This is a genomic window from Streptomyces sp. NPDC054796 (assembly GCF_053611545.1).
The window spans coordinates 143,895-166,551 of the sequence record NZ_JBSHAO010000012.1; the positions used below are offsets into that span (position 1 = coordinate 143,895).

At 72.7% G+C, this 22,657-nt stretch carries 19 protein-coding genes; 9 read left to right on the top strand and 10 right to left on the bottom strand.

The features are described from left to right. Positions 1-1,248: 1,248 nt before the first annotated feature. The 4 genes from ACWGJ2_RS13185 (at position 1,249) to ACWGJ2_RS13200 (ending at position 6,249) form a co-directional block, all read left to right on the top strand. Positions 1,249-2,343: a hypothetical protein gene (locus tag ACWGJ2_RS13185; protein ID WP_453346146.1), complete on the top strand. Its 1,095-nt coding sequence runs from the start codon at positions 1,249-1,251 to the stop codon at positions 2,341-2,343. A gap of 5 nt (positions 2,344-2,348) precedes the next feature. Continuing rightward, positions 2,349-3,458, top strand: a complete 1,110-nt coding sequence (locus ACWGJ2_RS13190; protein WP_453346147.1) for a hypothetical protein — start codon at positions 2,349-2,351, stop codon at positions 3,456-3,458. A gap of 131 nt (positions 3,459-3,589) precedes the next feature. After that, on the top strand, positions 3,590-4,951 hold the full coding sequence (locus ACWGJ2_RS13195) for a M14 family metallopeptidase (RefSeq protein ID WP_453346148.1): 1,362 nt from the start codon (positions 3,590-3,592) through the stop codon (positions 4,949-4,951). A gap of 233 nt (positions 4,952-5,184) precedes the next feature. Next, a complete protein-coding gene (locus ACWGJ2_RS13200) occupies positions 5,185-6,249 on the top strand; it encodes a terpene synthase family protein (protein WP_453346149.1) in 1,065 nt (354 codons plus the stop codon). Here ACWGJ2_RS13200 and ACWGJ2_RS13205 read toward each other — a convergent pair. After that, entirely contained in the window at positions 6,165-7,091 is a 927-nt protein-coding gene (locus ACWGJ2_RS13205) for an FAD-dependent oxidoreductase (RefSeq protein ID WP_453346150.1), read from the bottom strand. The two genes, ACWGJ2_RS13200 and ACWGJ2_RS13205, sit on opposite strands and share 85 nt — an antisense overlap. A 225-nt stretch (positions 7,092-7,316) precedes the next feature. Here ACWGJ2_RS13205 and ACWGJ2_RS13210 point away from each other — a divergent pair, with 225 nt between their 5' ends. Together ACWGJ2_RS13210 and ACWGJ2_RS13215 are read left to right on the top strand one after the other, a co-directional pair. Beyond that, a complete protein-coding gene (locus ACWGJ2_RS13210) occupies positions 7,317-8,399 on the top strand; it encodes an oxidoreductase (protein WP_453346151.1) in 1,083 nt (360 codons plus the stop codon). Between the two features lie 43 nt (positions 8,400-8,442). Beyond that, entirely contained in the window at positions 8,443-9,213 is a 771-nt protein-coding gene (locus ACWGJ2_RS13215; protein WP_453346152.1) for a helix-turn-helix transcriptional regulator, read from the top strand. 22 nt (positions 9,214-9,235) lie between these two features. Here ACWGJ2_RS13215 and ACWGJ2_RS13220 read toward each other — a convergent pair whose 3' ends face one another. Both ACWGJ2_RS13220 and ACWGJ2_RS13225 read right to left on the bottom strand, forming a co-directional pair. Next, positions 9,236-9,628, bottom strand: a complete 393-nt coding sequence (locus ACWGJ2_RS13220) for a VOC family protein (RefSeq protein WP_453346153.1) — start codon at positions 9,626-9,628, stop codon at positions 9,236-9,238. Between the two features lie 142 nt (positions 9,629-9,770). Further along, a complete protein-coding gene (locus tag ACWGJ2_RS13225) occupies positions 9,771-11,387 on the bottom strand; it encodes an ABC-F family ATP-binding cassette domain-containing protein (protein WP_453346154.1) in 1,617 nt (538 codons plus the stop codon). A gap of 320 nt (positions 11,388-11,707) precedes the next feature. Here ACWGJ2_RS13225 and ACWGJ2_RS13230 point away from each other — a divergent pair, with 320 nt between their 5' ends. Together ACWGJ2_RS13230 and ACWGJ2_RS13235 are read left to right on the top strand one after the other, a co-directional pair. Further along, positions 11,708-12,388, top strand: coding sequence for a nitroreductase family protein (locus tag ACWGJ2_RS13230; RefSeq protein WP_453346155.1), 681 nt, complete (start codon positions 11,708-11,710; stop codon positions 12,386-12,388). Positions 12,389-12,482: 94 nt separating this feature from the next. Then, positions 12,483-14,120, top strand: a complete 1,638-nt coding sequence (locus tag ACWGJ2_RS13235; RefSeq protein WP_453346156.1) for an ABC-F family ATP-binding cassette domain-containing protein — start codon at positions 12,483-12,485, stop codon at positions 14,118-14,120. 58 nt (positions 14,121-14,178) lie between these two features. On the opposite strand, the gene ACWGJ2_RS13240 is transcribed toward ACWGJ2_RS13235, so the two are convergent. The 4 genes from ACWGJ2_RS13240 to ACWGJ2_RS13255 all read right to left on the bottom strand — a co-directional run bounded on the left by ACWGJ2_RS13240 (position 14,179) and on the right by ACWGJ2_RS13255 (position 18,805). Continuing rightward, positions 14,179-16,632, bottom strand: coding sequence for a Tex family protein (locus ACWGJ2_RS13240; protein ID WP_453346157.1), 2,454 nt, complete (start codon positions 16,630-16,632; stop codon positions 14,179-14,181). A 176-nt stretch (positions 16,633-16,808) separates the two neighbouring features. Next, positions 16,809-16,934: an LPFR motif small protein gene (locus ACWGJ2_RS13245; protein ID WP_386449778.1), complete on the bottom strand. Its 126-nt coding sequence runs from the start codon at positions 16,932-16,934 to the stop codon at positions 16,809-16,811. Between the two features lie 99 nt (positions 16,935-17,033). Beyond that, the gene (locus tag ACWGJ2_RS13250; protein ID WP_453346158.1) at positions 17,034-17,897 is read right to left on the bottom strand and encodes an SCO6745 family protein; all 864 of its coding nucleotides are present in this window, start codon (positions 17,895-17,897) and stop codon (positions 17,034-17,036) included. Between the two features lie 149 nt (positions 17,898-18,046). Next, positions 18,047-18,805, bottom strand: a complete 759-nt coding sequence (locus ACWGJ2_RS13255; protein WP_453346159.1) for an enoyl-CoA hydratase/isomerase family protein — start codon at positions 18,803-18,805, stop codon at positions 18,047-18,049. A 206-nt stretch (positions 18,806-19,011) separates the two neighbouring features. Here ACWGJ2_RS13255 and ACWGJ2_RS13260 point away from each other — a divergent pair, with 206 nt between their 5' ends. After that, on the top strand, positions 19,012-19,542 hold the full coding sequence (locus tag ACWGJ2_RS13260) for an ATP-binding protein (RefSeq protein ID WP_453346160.1): 531 nt from the start codon (positions 19,012-19,014) through the stop codon (positions 19,540-19,542). 188 nt (positions 19,543-19,730) lie between these two features. Here ACWGJ2_RS13260 and idi read toward each other — a convergent pair whose 3' ends face one another. The 3 genes from idi to galE form a co-directional block, all read right to left on the bottom strand. After that, positions 19,731-20,291, bottom strand: coding sequence for an isopentenyl-diphosphate Delta-isomerase (idi, locus tag ACWGJ2_RS13265; protein ID WP_453346161.1), 561 nt, complete (start codon positions 20,289-20,291; stop codon positions 19,731-19,733). Between the two features lie 51 nt (positions 20,292-20,342). Beyond that, a complete protein-coding gene (locus ACWGJ2_RS13270; protein ID WP_453346162.1) occupies positions 20,343-21,278 on the bottom strand; it encodes a cation diffusion facilitator family transporter in 936 nt (311 codons plus the stop codon). 195 nt (positions 21,279-21,473) lie between these two features. Next, positions 21,474-22,490: a UDP-glucose 4-epimerase GalE gene (gene galE, locus ACWGJ2_RS13275; protein ID WP_453346163.1), complete on the bottom strand. Its 1,017-nt coding sequence runs from the start codon at positions 22,488-22,490 to the stop codon at positions 21,474-21,476. Between the last annotated feature and the right edge of the window lie 167 nt (positions 22,491-22,657).

Genomic DNA, 22,657 nt, shown 5'->3' on the forward strand with positions numbered 1-22,657 from the left:
CAGCCCGGCATGACGCTGCGGGTCTATCGCCTCAACACGGAAACGGGTGCGCGCACGGACCTGCGCGCGGTTGACCCCGCACCGTGCGGCCCGTTGATCTCCAGGTATGGCCGCCATGTGAGTGCCTCCGCTGCCACACACGGGCCGGAGGACCGGCCCGGTGAGTGCGGAGATTCCGCCTGGGCGGATGCGCTGGGAGATGCGGCCCGCCGGGCGAGAGTGGGATGCCGTGCGCATGCCCGCAACGCTGGGCCGGCCCGTGCTGGTGCAGCTCGGGGACGCGGCGGCGGTCTACCGCGACGACGAAGATCTCGTCTTCCTCATCCCCTGTGACACGGACAGAGGCTTCGGACCGGGCACCGAGTATCTGAGCATCGGTGCGTGGCTGTTCATGCCAGGGCCGCAACGCACCCAGGGTCCCGGTGTGCACTGGCTCAGCGGCAACGACCGCACCCGCACCCCCCGAGGCACTGCGGGCCGCGCTGGACGCCGTACGCCAGCAACAGGCACCGGAGGCGGACCGGTGAGCGCGCCACGCAAGTGCGCGGTCGAGGACGACCGCCACCACGGTCCCGTCGTGCGCTACCTGCCCACCGCGCGCTACCCCTGGCACGAGCCGGTGTGGCTGTGCCCCGGACACGGTGCCTACCTCCCCCTCGCCGCCATCCGCGCCGACGTGACCGGGGAGACTGTCGCCCGCGCCCTCACCGTCTTCACCGGCGCCGGCAAGAAACGCGACGACAACGCGGCGACCGAGACCCCCTCGCCGCCCACGCCTGCCACCGCCTGCGCCTGCGCGAGAAGGGCGAACGGATCACCGTCGACGGGGCGACACGCGACTGCCTCTCCACCCTCCTCGCACCCCGCCACTGGTGGCACGCCCGTCACACCCTCATCGGCAAAGCCCTGCAACATGACAGCCGCACCGTCATCCTCACCGCACCCCTCATCGGCGGACGCACCCTCCAACTCACCACCGTCGAACCCCCAGACCCCACCCCCACCCCATAAGACGCCCGCCCCCCGGGGAACCGCCCACAGCGGTCCAGGGGGCGGGCCCCACCTCCCGGCGTGGGCGCGACGGCGCCCGGCACCCGGACCCCGTGCCGGGGCGCCGCGCCGGGGCAGGACGGCCGTCCGCCCCGCTCCCGTCGCGGACGGCCGGGCCCACTCAGCACTGTGTGACATCTGTTCACGAGTGGTGAATGCCCATAATCTGATGGGGCATCACGTTCTGGGGGGGGTCTCGTGAACGTTCTCCGTGCGCTCGTCATCTGCTTGGTGATCGCGTGTGCCGCGGCGGTGTCGCCCGCCGTGCCCACGTCGTCCGCCGCACCGGTGCCGCCGTCGGCCGCGGCCGTGAAACCGAGCTGGTCCGACCTGCCCGTACCCCCGGCCGCCTTCTCGCCCGTGACCGTGTCCGACCTCGCCGCGCGCGGCCCGCGCGAGGCGTGGGCGACGGGATACGAGCACGCCCCCGACGGAGTGCGCCCGATGCTGTACCGGTGGAACGGCACGGCGTGGAACCGGGACACCACCTTCCCCGGCGCGAGTGGGTCGGGCTGGCTCGGCAAGGCGCAGATCGTCGGCGACGAGGTGTGGATCTTCAGCAACCGCGCGGGGGAGGGGGAGATCCTGCGGCGCTCTGCGGGCGGCGAGTGGAGCGCCCTCGCGCTGCCGCAGACCATGTGGATCTACCAGGACTTCACCGCCGTACCGGGCGCCGCCTGGGTGGTCGGTCAGGACGACGACGGCCTGAAGGTGCTGCACTACGACGGTTCCGGCTGGAGCACGCAGGCCGTCCCGGACGGTGTGCATTACGTGGCCGGGGTCACCGCGCGTACCGCCGACGACGCCTGGGCCTGGGCCGACACCAGCACGGGGCTCGCCGTCCTGCGCTGGGACGGCACGGAGTGGCGGGACGCGAAGGTGTCGCTGCCGTCGAACAGCAACGTGCACACGATCCTGCTCGAACCCTCGGGGCGCGCCACGATCAGCGGCGGCCAGTACATCGACAACGCGACCCGCACCTACCTGATGACCTGGAACGGGCACACCTGGCGCACCACCTACCCGCCGCTGGGCAACACCTACACCGAGGGCCTGGAGCGTGGCCCGGACGGCGCGCTGTGGGTGCCGGTGCGCAGCGACCGCGCGTTCCAGTCGAAGTACGCGCGGATACAGGGCTCCCGCACCACCTTCTCCTACGGTCCGGAGCGCGAGGACGCCATCGACGTCAAACCGCTCGCACTGGCGCGGGCCGGTTCCGCGCTGCTGTCCTTCGGCACCGTCGAGATCTACGGCTCGAAACCCGTCCTGATGAGCGAGCGGCTGGGAGGCTGACGATCATGGCACGCAGACTTCTCCTCGCGGCCCTCGCCGCCGCCATGGCGGTCATCACCGTCATGACCCCGGCCGTGGCGGAAACGCTCTCCTGGCAACATGTTCCGGTCCCGGAACAGGTGCGTCCGCAGGCGGGGCTGAACGAGGCGGTGGCGTTCGGTCCTGACCGGGCGTGGGCGGTGGGCGCCGACGCCGTCGGCCGCGAGGCACCGGGCTACCCGATGGTGCTGCGCTGGGACGGCACCGCGTGGCACCGCCAGAGCCTGCCCGATGTCGACTGGCAGGGCGATCTGCTGTCCGTCGCCGCGACCTCGCCGACCGCCGTCTGGGCCGTCGGCCGCGACTCGGCGGGCGGCGCCCGCCTGCTCCGCTACGACGGCAGAGCCTGGTCCGAGAGCCGGGCGCCGCGCGGTGTCGTGCTGTCCAAGGTCGTCGCGGGCGCCGGTGAGACGTGGCTGATCGGCACGCGGGACAACGCGCAGGTACTGCTGCGCCGGGACGGGCGCGCCTGGCAGGACCTGCCGGTGCCGTCAGGAGCCGTGTACGGGCTGCACATCAAGGCGGCCGACGACGTGTGGGCCGCGGGCGAGACCGTCTCGGGTGCGGCCGTATCGCACTGGAACGGGAAGGAGTGGCAGCAGACGGTCGTGGACGGGTTCCCGCGCTCGGCCGTCGGCAGCGTGCTGGCGGTCTCGTCGACGGAGGTGTGGGCGGGCGGCACGGCCGGGTTCGTCGGCGGCCCGGTGGGCAAGCCGATCCCGCCCCTGCTGGTCCGCTGGGACGGGGAGAAGTGGAACCGGGTGACCGTGCCCACCGACTTCGGCGGGATCACCTCGCTGGCTCCCACCTCGTCCGGCGAACTGGGCTGGGTCGCGGTGGTCCGCTCGCTGAAGTGGGGCCCGCCGGGCAGCTATCCGCCGTGGGGCCCCGGGCCCGACTTCCTCGCCTGGAACGGGCAGTCGTTCACCGGGCACAGCGAACCGGCGGTGGCCGGGGAGGGCGACTCCTCGTTGCTGCGGCTGGCGCCGGTGCCGGGCACGTCGACGGTGTGGTCCGTCGGCCGCGCGGCCGGACCCGAGGGCGCCTTCGCCCCACGTATCCTGCGGTTCGGCTGAGACGGCGAACAGGGCCGGACGGGCGGGGCCTTGGACGACAGGGCCCGTCCGGTCCCGCCAACTCACGTTGCCCGTGGGGAAGATCGAACGCCCTCTTCTGCGCGACCGCGCACGGCGTTAGCGTCCCGTGCATGGTGATACCCGCGCGTTTCGAGCGCCCCAGGCGCCCCAGGCGGAGAACGCTCGCCCTCGCATCGGCCGCCCTGCTCGTGCCCCTCCTCGGCGCAGGCCCCTCGGCCCAGGCCGCGGCACATGAGGCCTACCCCAACCCCCGCACCGGCTTCGAGCGCACGAACGGGAAGGAGTGGACCAGCCAGCCCGACGAGACCCGCTTCCTCGACGCCGTGGACGCGGCCAGCGACCGCGTCGTCGTCGACGAGATCGGCAGCACCGCGCAGGGCCGACCGCTGCGCCTCGTCCGGATCGGCGCCGACAGGCCCGCCGACGAGGACACCGTACGACGCGGCAACTCCGTGCTGCTGGTGTGCTCCCAGCACGGCGACGAGCCCTCCGGGCGCGAGGCGTGTCTGTCCACGGTGCGCGACCTCGCCTTCGCCAAGGACACCAAAACCCGGCGCTTCCTGGAGCGCACCCACGTCCTCGTCGTGCCCACGGCCAACCCCGACGGCCGCGCCGCCGACACCCGAGGCAACTCCGACGGTGTGGACATCAACCGCGACCACATCACCCTCGCGACGGCCGAGGCCCGCGCCCTGGCGGCCGTCTCCCGCGACTACCGCCCCGACGTCATGTACGACCTGCACGAGTACGGGGCCAGCGTGCCGTACTACGTCAAGGACCTGCTCTCCCTGTGGCCGCGCAACCTCAACACCTCGGACGCGGTGCACAAGGAGTCCGAGACACTCTCCGAGTCGTATGTGCGCCCCTCCGCCGAGAAGGCCGGGTACAGCAGTGGCATCTACGGCATCTGGACCGACCCGGAGACGGGCGAGCCGGTCAAGCAGGTCGCCGGTGACGGACAGGAGCGGATCTTCCGGAACACGGCCGGGGTCAAGCACTCCATAGGCCAGCTCGTCGAGACGAGGGTCGATCCGCTGACGGACGAGGAGAAGACCGACCCTGCGCTCAACAACCGTCGGCGCGTGGGATCCCAACTCGCGGCGCTGCACGGCGCGTTCGCGTTCGCGGGCGAGCGCAGGGCGCGCGTCGAGGCCGCCACGACGGCCGCGCGGCTGACGGGGTGGGCCGACCGCGGACCCGTCTACCTCGGCGGCGCGGACAACGACCCCGCCGAGCCCGGCGAGATCATCCAGGACCCGCCCTGCGGCTACCGGCTGAGCGCCGCGCAGTGGAAGGACGTGCGCGACGAACTCGCCCTGCACGGCGTACGCGCGCGGGAGAGCGGCAAGGGCGGCGACGGCGGCGCCTTCGTGCCCCTGCGGCAGTCGCAACGGGCCCTGGTGCCGCTACTGCTGGACGAACGCGCCGCGTACGAGCTGACCTCGGCGGAACCCGTCGCCACCTGCCACTGACGGTACGTCACCGCACGCCGCACGCCGTGTCCCCCGGAGCTGGTGGACCGGATTGTCGGCGGGGCCGCACGCGCGACCGGTGCGGTCCCGCCCGGTGCGTTCACAGGGGCGAGAGCTTTCACCACTTTCACGCCGAGGGCCAGACCGGGTTCCTTGCCCAGGCCAGGCGGGCAGATGCCTGATGGAGGTGTGCCCGCACAGCGGCGGGCCGGGGACACGTCGAAGGAACCATGGTGAGCGATACCCTCAGTCTTCCCTCCTTCCGGATGCCGCTTCCCGAGTACGGGACCTCACCTGGGATGGAGGCACTGGAAGCGGATGTATGGCCCTGGCTGGAAGAGCGGCGCCTCATCGATGACGAACGGATCCGTGAACGCCTGATCCGGGCACAGCCTCACTTCACCACGGCCCTCTACTTCCCCCACGCCGACGCCGCGCACCTGATCACTCCGAACCGGTACATGGCCTGGGCCTTCATCGTGGATGATTTCCTCGACGACGCCCTCGGTTCCCCTTACGGCACATCGGTTCAGCAACTCTGTGAAGAACTGGCCACTGTGCCGCTGGGCGAGCGCACACCTACCCACCCGCTCGGGCACGCCCTCGTCGAAATCATGGACATGTTCCGTGCCGAGGGCCGTTCCTCCCAGTGGTGCCACGCGTTCGCCGTGGCCCATGCCGACTGGGTGCGGACCTATCCCGTGGAGAGTGGCCTCACACGGCGGTGTCGCACTCTCCCGTTCGAGGACTATGTGGAACACCGTCGAGCCAGCGTGGGGGAGGAGACGCAACTGCTCCTACAGGAATACGTGCGGGACGTCGATCTGCCTGCCTGTGTACGCAACCTTCCGGCGATGGCCGAGGCCCGGAACCGGGTCAGCGAATGGATCGGTCTTTACAACGACGTCTACTCGGCGGCAAAGGAACAGTCTGTCGGCTACCCGCACAATTCCGTGCTCCTCGTTCATGACCGCCTTGGCCGTTCACTCGCGGAATCCGCCGATGTCGTCAGCGCCGTCCTCAGCGGCCTGCTGGAGCAGTTCGACGCGTGCTGCCGTGCGATCCCCGGCCAGATCCGCGCTGTTCTCCCTGACAGCTCACCCGTAATCGAGGAAGCTCAACACGTGGTAGAGGGGTACCGGCACCTCCTGCGCGGAAATTTCGATTACCACATCGACAACCCCCGGTACGAAGTCATCCCACCCGCCGATCCTCACGACTCCACGTCGGCCACCAGCCGCGCGGCGTCCACCGCGCACCCCCAGGAGACCGTGACCCCGGCCCCACCGTGCCCGTAGTTGTGCACGCACAGCGTGCCCCCCGGCAGGCGCTCCGCCTCCAGCCGCACACGCGGCCTGTACGGGCGCAGCCCCACCCGGTGCTCCAGCACCCGCGCGTGCGCCAGGGCCGGGTGGACGCGGGCGCAGCGCCGGATGATCGCCTCGGCCGTCGCGGGGTCGGGCACCGTGTCGCCCGAGCCGTCCTGGGCCGTGCCGCCTAGGACGGCGCCGAAGGGCTGGGGAAGGATGTAGGTGGTGTGTACGGGATCGCTCACCGGGTCCGCGTACCACTCCTCGACGCCCGGGTTCTCCACGACGACGATCTGGCCGCGCACGGGGCGCATCAGCGGGTCGGGCACCAGCTCGCGGGCGCCGAGCCCCGTGCAGTTGACCACCACGCCCGCCCCGCCACCCGCCCCACTGGCCGTGGCGCCGGCCGCCTCGTCGAGCGTGGTCACCGTGCGCCGCTCGTACCGGCCGCCCGCGCGCTCCAGCCGTCCGCGCAGATACGGGAGATAGGCGCGCATGTCGATCAGCGGGGCCAGCGTCCTGGGCCCCACGAGCGCGGCCCACTCCGGCGGTACCTCCCCGTCCCGCATGAAGCCGGGCACCAGCCGTACGCCGGTCAGGCCCGGCTGCTCGGCCAGCCAGGCGAAGTTGCGGAACGCGCGCACCGACCAGTCGAGCGCCTGCCGCTCCGGCTCGATGCGGTACGGCCAGCACAGCCCGCCCGCGACCGACGAGGTGGTCTCCGGACCCGGGTCGCGGCCCCACACCCGCACGGGCATGCCGCGCTCGGCCAGCAGCACCGCCGTCGTCAGCCCGATGACCCCGCCGCCCAGCACGATCACGTCACCCATGGACGCGACGGTACCCGCTGTCCGCCGGAAGGCGCCGCTGCCCGTGAGTGCGGTGCCCGTTGCCCGAAGGCGCGGCGTCCACTGCCCGGAAGGGGAACCTCCGGGCGACGGCGGGGGAGGGCCCGACGGACGGAGGGAACACGTCCGTACGGGCACGAGTGCCGTCTCTTTCCGGAACGGGCGCGGCCGGGGGCGCGGCCCCCGGGACGTGGCGATACTCGGGCCATGCATGCCGAGTACGCGAGCTTCGCACTGGCTCCGGCGACGCGCACCGGGGGAGTCCTGCCCGGTGGCGCCTATCAGGCACACCGTGACTTCCTCGACTTCGTCGTGGACGGCAGGCCGCTGCTGTCGCGGCTCGACGACGTGGACGCCGTCTCACCGCTCGCCGCCGACCTGGGCCCGACCGTCTTCACGGCCCATGTCCGGCGCCTGCTGCTGGAGTCCGAGGCACCGCTGGACGGCGGGCGCCATGTGCTCTACGGCTGCCCCGAGTGCGAGGACCTGGGCTGCGGCGCCGTCACGGCGGTGATCGAGCGCGAGGGCGACGGGGGGAGTGGGGACGAAGGGGAGGACGAGGGAGAGGAGGCGGCCGTCGTCTGGCGGGACTTCGCCTGGCAGACGGACGTCAAGGCCGACCTGGAGCACGACGGCTACCCCGGCATCGGCCCGTTCCGCTTCCGTGCGCGGGAGTACCGCGCCGAGCTGGAGCGGCTGCTCGCCGAGGGCGGCGCCGAGGCGCCCCCGCGCCGCGTCCTGCTGGTCGGCGCGCGGGCAGCCGTGCTCACACGGCTCGCCAAGGCGCTGCGGCAGACGGGCATCGGGGCCGAGGTCTCCCGCGAGGCGGCGGGCGCCTCGCCCGAGGAACTGCGCGGCTACGCGGCCGTCGCGTTCGACAGCGCTGTGGGAGAGGAGGAGCGGCGCGCCGTACGCGCCGCCTTCGCCGCCGCGGGCTCGGACGCCGTCTTCGTGGAGGGGCCGGCGCCCATCGTCCCCGTGCTCGTCGCGCAGACGGAACAGGCGCTGGGCAGGGGAGCGCGCGGTCAGCGGCAGCTTGTCGCGCTGGAGGCGTCCGGCACGACGGTCACCGTAGGGACGGCGGTTCCCTGCCGGGTCCGGCTGACCGCCTACCGGCTCGACCGCCTCCACCGCACCCGTACCCGCGAGCTGCTGGACACCACCCTGGAGGCCGGGAACCACCGCCTGGAGCTGGACGCGCGCACGGCACGCGGCGAGTCGTTCGTCGTCGCGCGCACGACGAGCAATGTGCTGGTCGTGCCGGTGACGCGCTCGCGCCCCGCGGCGTGAGACGGCCCCGGACCGGCCCCCGGCCGGGATCTAAGCTGGCCGTGTGAACAGGACCGATCGCCTCTACGCGCTCGTCGAAGAGCTGCGGGCCGTGGCACCGCGCCCGCGCAGCGCGCGCCGGCTGGCCGACCACTTCGAGGTCAGCGTGCGCACGATCGAGCGCGACATCGCCGCGTTGCAGCAGTCGGGCGTGCCGATCTGGGCCGAGCCCGGGCGCACGGGCGGCTACTGCCTCGACAGGTCCCGCACCCTGCCGCCCGTGAACCTCACCCCCGACGAGGCCGTCGCGATGGCCCTGGCGCTGCGCCGGATGGAGGGGACGCCGTTCCGGGCGACGGCGGGCTCGGCGCTGCGGAAGCTGGTAGCGGCGATGGGGCGCGACGACGCCGACGCCGCGCACGAGCGTGCCGGGCGCATCCACCTGCTGGGCCCCCTGGGCCCCTCGGACCCGCCAGGACCGCCCCGCCGGTCGGGACCGTCCCATCTGCCGAGCCCGCCCCACCCGTCGGGCCCGCCCGGTCCGGTGCCGCGTGCCGTGGCCGACGCGCTGTCCACCGGGCGCGTCCTGCGCCTCGCCTACGGGGACCGCGAGGGCGACACGACGACGCGGGACGTCGAGCCGCTCGGCTACGTCGGCTCCTCGCACCACTGGTACCTCGTGGGCTGGTGCCGCCTGCGCGACGCCGTCCGCGTCTTCCGCACCGACCGGATCGTCTCCGTCGCCGTCACCGCCGAGGTGCCCGCGCCGAGGGCGTTGCGGCGCGAGGACCTCGACATCCCGTACGGGGAGGTCCGGCAGCTCACCCTGGGCTGACCCATGGGCGGCCGGTCCCGCGTCAGTCGCGCGCGGCGGGCGGAGCGGGCGGGGTGAACACGGAGAAGTGGTTGCCGGCCGGGTCCAGCAGATGCGCGAACGTCACCCCGACCGGATTGACCTTCGGCTCGCGCTGCACCGATCCCCCGGCCGCCTCGACCCGGCGGCACGTGGCCTCCACGTCCTCGACGAGCACGCTGAAGACCGCGTAGCCCGGCATCCTGCCCTCCGTGGCGAACAGTCCGCCGTGCGCCCCGTCCCCGCCGCCCGTGGTGAAGATCTGGTACGCCGGGTCCGTGCTCTTGGTGTCGTCGTGCGCGACGGTCCACCCGAACACGTCACCGTAGAACCGCTCGGCGCCCGCCGGGTCGTCGGTACCGATCTCGAACCAGACGACCTCGTTGATTCCAGGCATGTCGCTCCATCCCTCATGTGCGCCGGGTCCCTCCCGGCCCGTCCTACGTTCCTCGGCGACGGCGACAGCCCCCTGTCGGTGTTTACGGACCGGATCGGACGGGACCGGACGGGATGGGACCGGACGGGACGGGATGGGAGGTTCACAGTTCCTCCGGGTCCAGCGCGGTCAGCTCGCCGTCGAGCCGGAGCCAGCGCGTGATGCCGATCTCGCGCAGGAACGGCAGATCGTGGCTGGCCACGACGAGCGCGCCCTCGTACGCCGCCAGCGCCTCACCGAGCTGCCGCACGCTCGCCATGTCCAGGTTGTTCGTCGGCTCGTCCAGCATCAGCAACTGCGGCGCGGGCTCGGCCAGCATGAGCGCCGCCAGCGTCGCCCGGAAGCGCTCGCCGCCCGAGAGGGTGCCCACGGGCTGGTCGGCCCGCGCGCCCTTGAAGAGGAAGCGGGCCAACTGCGCCCTGATCCTGTTGTGCGTGGCCTCCGGCGCGAACCGCGCCACGTTCCGTACCACCGACAGGTCCTCGTCCAGCACGTCGAGCCGCTGCGGCAGGTAGCGCAGCGGCACATGGGCCACCGCCTCGCCGCTCACCGGCGCGAGCTGCCCCGCGACGGTGCGCAGGAGCGTGGACTTGCCCGCGCCGTTCGGCCCTGTCAGCGCGATGCGCTCGGGGCCGTGCACATCCAGGTGCGCACGGGCGCCGCAGCGCAGCTCCGCCTCGCGCAACGTGAGCACCTGCCGTCCCCTCGGCACGGCGGTGAAGGGGAGATCGACGCGGATCTCGTCGTCGTCCCTGACATGTCCGACGGCCTCGTCGAGCCGTTCCCTCGCCTCCTCCAGCTTCTGTTCGTGCATGATGCGGTGCTTGCCGGCCGAGACCTGCGCCTCGCGCTTGCGCAGCCCCATGATGATCTTGGGCTCGCGCTTGTTGGCCTGCATCTTGTTGCCGTAGCGCACGCGCTTGGCCAGCTTGCTCCGCGCCTCGGCCAGTTCGCGCTTCTGCCGCTTCATGTCCGACTCCGCGACGCGCACCATGCGCTCGGCGGCCTCCTGCTCGGTGGCGACGGCCTCCTCGTACGCGTCGAAGCCGCCCCCGTACCCGTGGATGCCGTCGGCGCGCAGATCGGCGATCTGGTCCACGCGGCGCAGGAGTTCCCTGTCGTGGCTGACCACGATCAGCACCCCGTGCCATCCGGCCACGGCGTCGTAGAGCCGGTGCCGGGCACGCAGGTCGAGATTGTTGGTCGGCTCGTCCAGCAGCAGCACGTCGGGGCGCCGCAGCAGCAGCGCCGCCAGCCGCAGCAGGACGCACTCGCCGCCCGAGACGTCCCCGATGGTGCGGTCCAGGCCGATGTGGCCGAGGCCGAGCTGGCCGAGCGCGGCCAGGGCGCGCTCCTCCACGTCCCAGTCCTCGCCGACGGCCGCGAAGTGCTCCTCGGCCGCGTCGCCCGCCTCGATGGCGTGCAGCGCGGCCCGCGTACGCGCGATGCCGAGTGCTTCGTCGACGCGCAGCGCGGTGTCCAGGGTGAGGTTCTGCGGCAGGTAGCCGATCTCGCCCTCGACGCGCACCGTGCCCCCGGCGGGCGGCAGCTCCCCGGCGACGAGCTTGAGCAGGGTGGACTTGCCGGTGCCGTTGAGCCCGATCAGCCCGGTGCGGCCTGGCCCGGCCGTCCAGTCGAGCGCTTCGAACACGGTGGTGCCGTCGGGCCAGGCGAAGGAGAGGCCGGTGCAGACGACGGACGCGGTGGTGTGGGTTGACATAGGTGCCTCCAGAGGCGTGACACGTGGGCATGTGGCCACGTGACACGCGGGCGCGTAGGGGTGACGGGCAGCGCGTGGAGACACCGGACCCCGCGGACGGCGGGGTGGAGGAGCGGGGAGACGGAGAGGGAACACGGCTCGCGGCTCGCATCCGAGGTCACACTCGTGGGCACACACGACGGGGCGCACGGTGTCTCAGGACCTCAGACGAGCAACGGCCTCTCCTATCGACGGCAACAGGGCCAGTCCTGGAAGGTACGCCGCGGGGTTGGCGCGTGCAAGTCTTTTTCCGCGCGCCGGGGTGTGCTCTCCTGCGGGACATGGTTCCCGCAGCTTCCGCGTCCGCCCCGGTCCCTTACCCCACGGTTCCGCTCCGCCCTGTCGAGGTGCCCGCCGACGAGGCCGAGGAGCGCTGCCGGGCCTTCCACCAGGTGATGTCCCAGCGCCGCACGGTGCGCGACTTCGACCCGGCGCCCCTCCCCGAAGGCGTCGTCGAGTGGGCGGTGCGCACCGCGGCGACGGCGCCCAGCGGCGCCAACGTGCAGCCCTGGCGCTTCGTCGTCCTCACGGACCCGGACCGCAAGAGGCGGCTGCGCGAGGCGGCCGAGGCCGAGGAGCGGGAGTTCTACGGGCGCCGTGCCTCCGAGGAGTGGCTGGCGGCGCTGGCCCCCCTCGGTACCGACGAGCACAAGCCCTTCCTGGAGACCGCGCCCGCCGTCATCGTCGTCTTCGAGGTGCACAAGGGCCCGAACTCGCCGCGCCCGTACTACACGAAGGAGTCGGTCGGCATCGCCGTCGGTCTTCTCGTCGCGGCACTCCACCAGGCGGGCCTGGCCACCCTCACCCACACCCCCAGCCCCATGCGCTTCCTCAACGAGATCTGCGAACGCCCCGCCGAGGAGCGCGCGGCCTACGTCGTGCCCGTCGGCTATCCGGCCCCCGGAGCGCGCGTGCCCGACATCCACCGCAAGCCCCTGGACGAGGTGATGGTGCGGCTGTGACGGCGTGACGGGCCTCGCCGGGCCCCCGGCGGGCGCCCGGCGCCGGAAAATCCGCGCGACCGCCCCGCTCGGCCGCGGCTACGATCAGTTCACTGTGTCTGCCACCCTTCTCGCCAGAGACCTCGCCGCCGGTCACGGCCCGCGCTCCCTGTTCACCGGCCTCGGCCTCGTCGTCGCGCCGGGGGACGTGATCGGGCTCGTCGGTGCCAACGGCGCCGGAAAGTCCACCCTGCTGCGCCTGCTCGCCGGTCTCGACGAGCCGGAGGAGGGCAGCGTGCAGCTCACCCCGCCGACCGCGACGGTGGGCCACCTGCCGCAGGAGCCCGAGCGTCGGGAGGGGGAGACCGTCCGCGGGTTCCTGGCGCGCCGCACCGGTGTCGCACGGGCCCAGGCGGACCTCGACGCGGGCGCGCAGGCCCTCGCCGACGGCAGCCCCGGAGCCGACGACGCCTACGCCGTCGCACTGGACCGCTGGCTCGCCCTCGGCGCGGCCGACCTGGACGAGCGCGCCGAGGAGGTCACGGCCCAGCTCGGCCTCGACACCGGCCTCGACCGCCCCATGACGGCCCTCTCCGGCGGCCAGGCGGCCCGCGCCTCGCTCGCCTCGCTGCTGCTGAGCCGCTACGACGTCTTCCTGCTGGACGAGCCGACGAACGACCTGGACCTGGACGGGCTGCGCCGCCTGGAGTCCTTCGTCACGGGGCTGCGCGCGGGCACGGTGCTGGTGAGCCACGACCGCGAGTTCCTGGCGCGCACGGTCACCGGCGTCCTGGAGATCGACCTCGCGCAGCAGCGGGTCGGCCTCTTCGGCGGCGGCTACGAGGCGTATCTGGAGGAGCGCGAGCGGGCCCGCCGCCACGCGCGTGAGGAGTACGAGGAGTACGCGGAGACCCGCGCCTCCCTGGAGGCACGGGCCCGCACCCAGCGCGGCTGGATGGACAAGGGCGTGCGCAACGCGCGCCGCAAGGCCCCCGACGGCGACAAGCTGCTGCGCAACGCGCGGATCGAGGCCACCGAGAAGCAGGCGTCCAAGGCCCGCCAGACGGACCGCATGATCGAGCGCCTGGACGTGGTGGAGGAGCCGCGCAAGGAGTGGGAGCTGCGGATGGAGATCGCGTCGGCGCCCCGCTCGGGCGCGGTCGTGGCCACCCTGCGCGGCGCGCGCGTGCGGCGCGGTGACTTCGTCCTCGGTCCCGTGGACCTCCAGATCGACTGGCGCGACCGCGTCGCCATCACCGGCGCCAACGGCTCCGGCAAGTCCACGCTGCTGGCCACCCTGCTGGAGCGGCTGACCCCGGACGAGGGCACGGCGACGCTCGGCTCGGGCGTCGTCGTGGGCGAGATCGACCAGGCGCGGCGGCTGTTCTTCGGCGAGGAGGCGCTGCTCGACGCCTTCCGCGCGGCCGTGCCGGGGCTCGAACCCGCCGACGTACGGACGCTGCTGGCCAAGTTCGGCCTCAAGGCCGACCACGTGCTGCGCCCGGCGGTGACCCTCTCACCCGGCGAACGCACCCGCGCGGCGCTCGCGCAGCTCCAGGGGCGCGGGGTGAACCTGCTGGTCCTGGACGAGCCGACGAACCATCTGGACCTGCCCGCGATCGAGCAACTGGAGTCGGCGCTCGCCTCGTACGAGGGCACGCTGCTGCTGGTCACGCACGACCGCCGGATGCTCTCCGCCGTCGAGGTGACGCGCCGCCTGGACGTCGACGGCGGCACGGTCACGGAGCTGTGACGGCGCCGGGGCCGCTCCGCGAGGGAACGGCCCCGGCCCGTACGGCGGGAGGCGCGGGCTACTTGCCGCCGCCCAGGAGGCCCGCGCGGCGCAGCGCTTCCGCCATCTCGTTGTTCGCGGGCGCCGCGTCACGCCGTTTGCCGCCGCCACCACCGCCCTGACCACGGCCGCCGCCCTGTGCGCCGCCGCCCTGGCCCTGGCCCTGCCTGGCGCCGCCGCCACCGCTGCCGCCCTGCCGCTGACGGGGCGCCCCGCCACGGCGCTGCCGCTCGCCGCCCTGGCGCCTGCCGCCGCCCTCGGCGCCGGATCCTGAGCCCGAGCCGTCGGCGGCCTCGTCGTCCAGCCGCAGCGTCAGCGAGATCCGTTTGCGCGCCGCGTCCACGTCCAGGACCTTCACCTTCACGATGTCGCCGGACTTGACCACGTCGTGCGGGTCCTTGACGAACGTGCGCGACATCGCCGACACATGGACGAGCCCGTCCTGGTGCACGCCGACGTCCACGAAGGCGCCGAACGCGGCGACGTTGGTGACGACGCCCTCCAGGATCATCCCGGCCTCAAGGTCCCCCAGCTTCTCCACGCCCTCCTTGAAGCTGGCCGTCTTGAAGGCGGGACGCGGGTCGCGGCCCGGCTTCTCCAGCTCCTTGAGGATGTCGTTGACCGTCGGCAGACCGAAGGAGTCGTCCACGAAGTCCGCCGCGTTCAGCGACCGCAGCACGGCGGTGTTGCCGACCAGCGACGGCACGTCCGTCGCCGCCGCCTTCACCATCGTGCGGACCACCGGATACGCCTCGGGGTGCACGCTGGAGGCGTCCAGCGGGTCGTCGCCGCCGCGGATGCGCAGGAAGCCCGCGCACTGCTCGTACGCCTTCGGGCCCAGCCGCGCCACGTCCTTCAGCTCCGCGCGGTTCTTGAACGGGCCGTTGTCGTCGCGGTGCGCCACGATGTTCTCGGCCAGGACGGTGCCGATGCCGGAGACCCGCGACAGGAGCGGCGCCGAGGCCGTGTTGACGTCGACACCGACGCCGTTCACGCAGTCCTCCACCACCGCGTCCAGCGAGCGCGACAGCTTCACCTCGGACAGATCGTGCTGGTACTGGCCGACGCCGATCGACTTCGGGTCGATCTTGACCAGCTCGGCCAGCGGGTCCTGGAGCCGCCGCGCGATGGAGACGGCGCCGCGCAGCGACACGTCCAGCTCCGGCAGTTCCTGCGAGGCGAACGCGGACGCCGAGTACACCGAGGCGCCCGCCTCGGAGACCATCACCTTCGTCAGCTTCAGCTCGGGCCGCTTGGCGATCAGCTCACCGGCCAGCTTGTCCGTCTCGCGCGAGGCCGTGCCGTTCCCGATCGCGACCAGCTCGACGGAGTGCGCCTCGGCCAGCGCAGCCAGCCTGGCGAGGGCCTCGTCCCACTGCTTCTGCGGGGCGTGCGGGTAGACGGTGTCGGTGGCGGCGACCTTGCCCGTCGCGTCGATGACGGCGACCTTCACGCCCGTGCGCAGCCCCGGGTCGAGACCGAGTGTGGCACGCGTGCCGGCGGGCGCCGCGAGCAGCAGATCGCGCAGGTTCGCCGCGAAGACGCGGACCGCCTCGTCCTCGGCCGCCGTGCGCAGCCGCAGCCGCAGATCGATGCCCAGGTGCACCAGGACGCGGGTGCGCCAGGCCCAGCGCACCGTCTCGGCCAGCCAGGCGTCGGCGGGACGGCCCTGGTCGCTGACGCCGAAGCGGTGCGCGATGGCGCGCTCGTACGAGGAGGGGCCGCCCGTGCCCTCCTCCTCACCGGCGGGCTCCGGGTCCAGGTTGAGGTCCAGGACCTCCTCCTTCTCGCCGCGCAGCATCGCCAGCACCCGGTGGGAGGGCAGCTCGGTGAAGGGCTCGGCGAAGTCGAAGTAGTCCTTGAACTTGGCGCCCTGCTCCTCCTTGCCCTCGCGGACCTTCGCGGCCAGCCGCCCACGGCTCCACATGCGCTCGCGCAGCTCGCCGATGAGGTCGGCGTCCTCGCTGAAGCGCTCGGCCAGGATCGCGCGGGCGCCGTCCAGGGCCGCCGCGGTGTCCGCGACGCCCTTGCCGTCGTCCACGAAGGCGGCAGCGGCGGCCGTCGGCTCCACCGACGGGTCGCCCAGCAGCCCCTCGGCCAGCGGTTCGAGACCGGCCTCGCGCGCGATCTGCGCCTTGGTGCGGCGCTTGGGCTTGTACGGGAGGTAGATGTCCTCCAGCCGCGCCTTCGACTCGGCGGCCCGGATGCGGGCCTCCAGCGCGTCGTCGAGCTTGCCCTGCGAGCGGACGGACTCCAGGACCGCCTCGCGCCGCTCCTCCAGCTCCCGCAGATAGCGCAGCCGTTCCTCAAGGGTGCGCAACTGCGCGTCGTCGAGTGTCTCGGTCGCTTCCTTGCGGTAGCGCGCGATGAACGGCACGGTCGACCCGCCGTCGAGCAGCTCGACCGCGGCCTTGACCTGCCGCTCCCGTACGCCGAGCTCCTCGGCGATCCTGCCTTCGATGGTCGTCGTCACGATGGTTCGTTCCGCCTTCTCGGTGCTGGTTGTCCCCCGGTGAGGCAAGCATTGTGGCAGGTGGCGGCCGAGAGCGGGCGGTCAGACTCGGTCCGGGCCACACCTGTGACCCGGACCGTGACGATGAGCTGTGCCCTTGTAGGCGGATGTGCGCGGATGCGCCCGTGCGCGGCGCGCTAGACGCGGCGTCCGGTCCGGGACGCGCCGCCGAAGAGACGTGCCAGCAGTCGGAAGGGAAGGGTGACGACGGTCGCGATGGCGCCGCCCACCATGCGGAGTGCGTCTGCGATTGCTCGGAACATGGCGTACGGGTAGCCAGCGCCCCGCCCCGTAAACGGCCCCCGCACGCCGGACGCGCGCACCTGCGGCCTCCGGATGCGCGCACCCCCGGCCCCTCCGCGTCAGCCCTTCCCCATGAGGTCGGCCGGGAAGGCGCCCGCGCCGAGGGCCGTCGCGGTGAAGGCGCCGGCCAGCTCGGTCAGCCGCTCGACGGCCTCGGCGCCCAGGTGCTCGTACGGTGCCCGGTCCATCAGGTCGGTCCGGTGCTCCACGTCCTTGCGCAGCGCCGCGCCGCTCTCGGTCAGCTCGCCCGAGGCGTCCAGCAGCCCGCGCCCGCGCAGCCGTTCCTGCGCGGCGGCCCAGTCCTGCTGGTTGTAACCACGGGTGGCCAGCAGCCACTTGGGGTTCTGGCCCTTGCCCGTCGCGCTGTGGCTGACCAGGGCCTCCAGCGGGTCGAGGTCTGCCTGCTGGAGCGCGGCCAGGTGCGCGTCGCCCCGGTGCTCGCGCAGCAGGGTGGCGCCGTGCCAGAGCGCGAGGTGCGCGTCGTCGGGCACGGGGAGGTCGGCGTTGGCCGCGTAGAGCGGCCGTCCCGGACGGGTGCACGCCTCGGCGGCGCGCAGCGTGAGGCGGGCTGCCTCCGCCATCTCCGGCGAGGCGATGGCGTCCTCGCCCAGCAGCCTGCGCAGCGTCGCGTCGGCGGCGCGCAGCCGCGCGGCGATCACGGTGTCGGGGGAGGCGAACTCCCACGCCTCGGGTATGAAGCGCGCGACGAGCTTGTGGTGGAAGTTGTAGAAGGTCGCGGTGACGGCCCCCGCACCCACCGCGCCCAGCGGCGCCGCGCGCGCCATCAGATACACGGCGCTCGGGTCTTCGACGCCGTAGGGGGCCAGCTCTTTGCCCAGGTCAGGGGCGAAGTAGAGGGTGGAGTGCAGCGGGTTGATCACGTTGTGGCAGCGGCGCCCGGCGCGCTCGGGGAGTGACGTCATGCCCGTACGCTACCTATGGGTAATAGCCTCCATGAGCGCTGGGCGGAAGAAAACCCTCCGTGTGCGCGGACCGCACGTTCCCTCCACGCTCTCTCCATGCCCTCTCCACGGCACCCCGTGGTGTCCGGCGCCCGTTTCCCTGCGCCCGCTCACGGCCGCCAGGTGAACCGCGGCGCGCGGTGCTCCAGGAACGCGGCGACGCCCTCGGCCGCCTCCCCGCTGCCCTCCGCCTCGCGCTCCCAGTGGGCGACGCGTGCCGCGTCGGCCGGCCCGTCGGCGAACTCCTTCGCCGCGGCCTGTGTGAGCTGCGAGCGGGCGGCGAGCCCGCGCGCGAAGCCGGTCACGCGGGCTTCGAGCGCGTCGTCCGGATGGGTCTCGTCGACGAGTCCGGTGCGCAGCGCGCGGTCGGCGCCGATCAGCTCCCCGGAGAAGAGCAGGTGCTTGGCGGCCGAGGGGCCGACGAGGCGCACCAGCCGCCGCGTCGAGGAGGCCGGGTAGACGATGCCCAGCTTCGCCGGGGTGATCCCGAAGAGCGCGCTCTCGGCCGCGAAGCGCAGGTCGCAGGCGACGGCGAGCTGACAGCCCCCGCCCACGCAGTGCCCGCGCACGGCGGCCACCGTCGGCTTGGGGAACGCGGCCAGCGCCTCCTCTGCCGCCACCGCGAGCCCTTGCGAGGGACCGGCGGAATCGCGCAGCGTGGAGATGTCGGCCCCGGCGCAGAAGGTGTCGTCGGCGCCGGTGAGCACGAGGGCCCTGACGTCGGGGTCTGCGGCCAGCTTCTTGAGCAGCGGGGGCAGTTCGCGCCACATGCCGGGCGTCATGGCGTTCCGCTTGGCGGGGTGCCTGATGGTGAGGGTCGCGACGCCGTCTTCGGTCCGGCTGAGCAGGGCGGGCGGGGCTGGCTCCATGAGTCGGATCGTATCCGCGGAGCAGTCAGGGACAGCCGCGGCGTACATGCAAGATCAGTCACAGAACTGATCGGCGCGTAAGTCTTCTGTCAAATGCCATCGATAAGTGCCGACTTGCAGTCACACGACCGGACCAGGGCCGTTCCCTATCAACACTCGTGCAAGTACAGATGCACGTACGGTGCGGAGAGCGGGGTGCGGGAGAGATGGAGAGCCGCGGGAGTTTCCCGCCCGAAGCGGGAGGTCAGGCACCCGTCGCGACACCGGTGGCGACGCCGGTCGCCACACCGGTGCAGGAACGTGCCGAACCTCGCCCGCGCGAGGGGGCCTGGAGATTCACGGCACCCGCGCTGGATTCCTCGGTACCACGGCTGCGGCACACCGTGCGCGACCTGATCCGGCGCCAGGACCCGCTGATCCCCGACGACCTGGTCCAGGGAGTGCTGCTCATCCTCTCCGAGCTGGTCACCAACGCCGTGCGGCACGCGGCCCTGCTCTCCCCGGAGATCGGCGTCGAGGTGTCGCTGACCGGCGGCTGGGTGCGGGTCGCGGTCGAGGACAGCCACCCCTACCGGCCGAAGGCGCTCGCCGCCGACCCCGAGCAAGAGGAGACCGGAGGGCGCGGGCTGCTGCTCGTCAAGACCATCACGCTGGAGGCGGGTGGCATCTGTGACGTGGAGCAGACCTGCACCGGCGGGAAGGTGGTCTGGGCCGCGCTGCCGCTGCCCGTCGGCTGACCGCCCTTCGGCCGGCCGTCGCCTGCCCGCCCGCCTCCGGCCGCCCCGTGCGGGCCGCCGCCCCGCCGCGCCCTCGCCGCGGGGCGTCCGCCCCGTGGTGAGCCGCCGATCCCCGCCGACCGGCTCACCGCCGGCCGGGGCGGCCGCCGTCCAGGCCGCCCCGGCACCCCCTCCAATGCCGCTCGGGCTCACCAGCCCGCGGCCGCTCCCGTCACCTCGCGGATGCCCGGCCTCGCCGCGTCCAGCACCGTCATGAACCAGGCCGAGAAGGGCTGCGAGCCGTGGCGCTCGGCCAGCTCGTCGGGCGTCACGAACGCCGTCTCGCCGATCTCCTCGGGGTCCGGGCGCAGCGGGTCGCGGATCAGCCCGGCGAAGAGGTGGTTGTACTCCTGCTCGACGAGCCCTGAATCCGGGTCGGGGTGGTTGTAGCGCACGGTGCCCGCCTCCCGCATCAGGAAGGGCGCGGCGCCCAGTTCCTCGCCCACGCGCCGCGCGGCGGCGACGAACGGCGGCTCGGCGGGGTAGGGATGGCCGCAGCAGGTGTTCGACCACACGCCGGGCGAGTGGTACTTGCCCACCGCCCTGCGTTGCAGCAGCAGTCGGCCCGTATCGTCGAAGAGGAAGACGGAGAACGCGCGGTGCAGTCGTCCGGGTGCCACGTGGGCGGAGAGCTTCTCGGCGGTGCCGATCGTCGTCCCGTCCTCGTCGACCAGTTCCAGCAGGATCGGGTCCGCTGAGCCGTTTGCCATGTTCATCCTTCTATTGGGCCTATCCGACGACGCGCCCCAGTGTGCCGTAACTCAGTGGCACAGTTTCGCTTCATGCGCCGCATGTCCGCGCGGCTCGAGCTGGAAGGTGCAGTGTTCGACGTCGAAGTGGTCGCCCAGGCACTCCTGAAGCTCGTGCAGTATCCGGCCCTGGCCCACGGAGTCCAGCGTCTCCCGCGCCACGACGACGTGCGCGGAGAGCACGGGCAGCCCGGACGTGATCGTCCAGATGTGCAGATCGTGTACGTCCTCGACGCCCTCGACGGCCAGCATGTGCGTGCGCACCTCGTCGACCTCGACGTCCCTCGGCGCCGATTCCAGGAGCACGTCCAGCGCCTCGCGGGCCAGCTTCACCGTACGGGGCACGATCATCAGCCCGATGACCAGGGAAGCGATCGGGTCGGCCGCCTGCCAGCCGGTCGTGACGATCACCGTGGCGGAGACCAGCACCGCCACCGAGCCCAGGGTGTCGGCCAGCACCTCCAGGAACGCGCCCCGCACATTCAGGCTGTCCTTCTGGCCGCGCATCAGCAGGGAGAGCGAGACGGCGTTGGCGACGAGGCCGACGGCGGCGAAGACGATCGCCAGCCCGCCCTTGGTCTCGGCCGGGGTGACGAAGCGGTCGACGGCCTCGTAGAGGATGTAGCCGCCCACGACGAGCAGCAGCAGGCAGTTGGCGAGGGCCGCGAGTATCTCGGCTCTCGCGAGGCCGAAGGTGCGGCGCCCCGTGGCGGGCCGGTTGGCGAAGTGGATCGCCACCAGGGCCATGCCCAGGCCCAGCGCGTCCGTCGCCATGTGGCCCGCGTCGGCCAGCAGCGCGAGGGAGTCGGCGAGGATGCCGCCGATCACCTGGAGCACGAGGACGGACAGGGTGATGCCCAGCGCGATCCGCAGCCGCGTCCGGTACGCGGCCGCCGCCGTACCGTCCCCCTGCGGCGGGGGTCCTCCGTGATCGTGCCCTGCGCCCATCGCTGAAGCCTCCCGAATCGACGGTTCGCACCGTGCTCACACCGGTCGCTCTGCACACCGGCCGACTTCAGTGAACTAGGGGAGGGGGGTATCTGGCAACGCGACGCTGAACACCGTTGTCATGTGCCCTGACCTGCGGTTTTCTTTCCGCAGGTCAGGGTGGGCGCGGGCCGGGTGGGGGGCCTTCCCGCGTCCTTACGCCGCCTCGGGATGACGCAGCAGCCAGCCCTCCCAGGCCGAGGCGACCATCGCGCGCACATCGTGCCGTGCCGTCCAGCCCAGCTCCTTGGCGGCCAGCTCGGCGGAGGCCACCACCCGCGCCGGGTCCCCGGCGCGGCGCGGGTGGACCTCGGCCGCGGGCTCGCGCTTGCCGGTGACCTCGGCCACCAGATCGGCCATCTCGCGCACGGACACGCCCTTGCCGGTGCCGATGTTGACGGTCAGATCGCCGCCCGTGCCGTCGGGCAGCGGCCCGTCGAGGCGGCGGGCAGCCGAGACGTGGGCCTCCGCCAGGTCCTCGACGTGGATGTAGTCGCGCACACAGGTGCCGTCGGGCGTCGCGTAGTCGTCGCCGAAGATGCGCGGGGCCTGACCACGGGTGAGCGCGTCGAAGAACATCGGGACGATGTTGAAGACCCCGGTGTCCGACAGCTCGGGGTGCGCCGCGCCCGCCACGTTGAAGTAGCGCAGACAGGCGGTGTCGATGCCGTGTGCACGCCCCGTGGCCCGCACCAGCCACTCGCCGGTGAGCTTGGTCTCGCCGTACGGGTTCATCGGCACACACGGCGTGTCCTCGGTGACGAGGTCCACATCCGGCATGCCGTACACCGCCGCGGAGGAGGAGAGGACGAAGCGGTGGACGTCGGCGGCGACGCACGCCTCCAGCAGCACCGTCAGCCCGTGCACGTTCTCCCTGTAGTAGAGCAGCGGCTCCTCGACGGACTCCCCGACCTGCTTCTTGGCCGCCAGGTGGATCACTCCGTCGATGCCGTGCCCGGTGAGCGTGCGGTCCAGCAGCGCTCTGTCCAGGACCGAGCCCCGCACCAGCGTGAGCTTCCCCCCGCTACCGCCGTCGTCCTCGATCCGCCGCAACCGCTCCGCGATCCCGCTGGAGAAGTCGTCCAGCAGGACGACCCGCTCACCGGCCTTCAGCATCGCCCGCGTCACATGCGCGCCGATGTAACCCGCCCCACCTGTGATCAACCACGTCATAACGGCACCCTATCCGCCGGGTGGGAGCCCTCCGGCTCCGTCCCGCAGTTGTGAGCCGACACCATGATCGGCAATGCTGTCACCCGGCACGGCAAGACGAGTCCGGTGAACGCGTGGTGAAAGCTCGCGTCGGCCATCCGATAGCCTCTGCCGACGTGCCGCCCGCC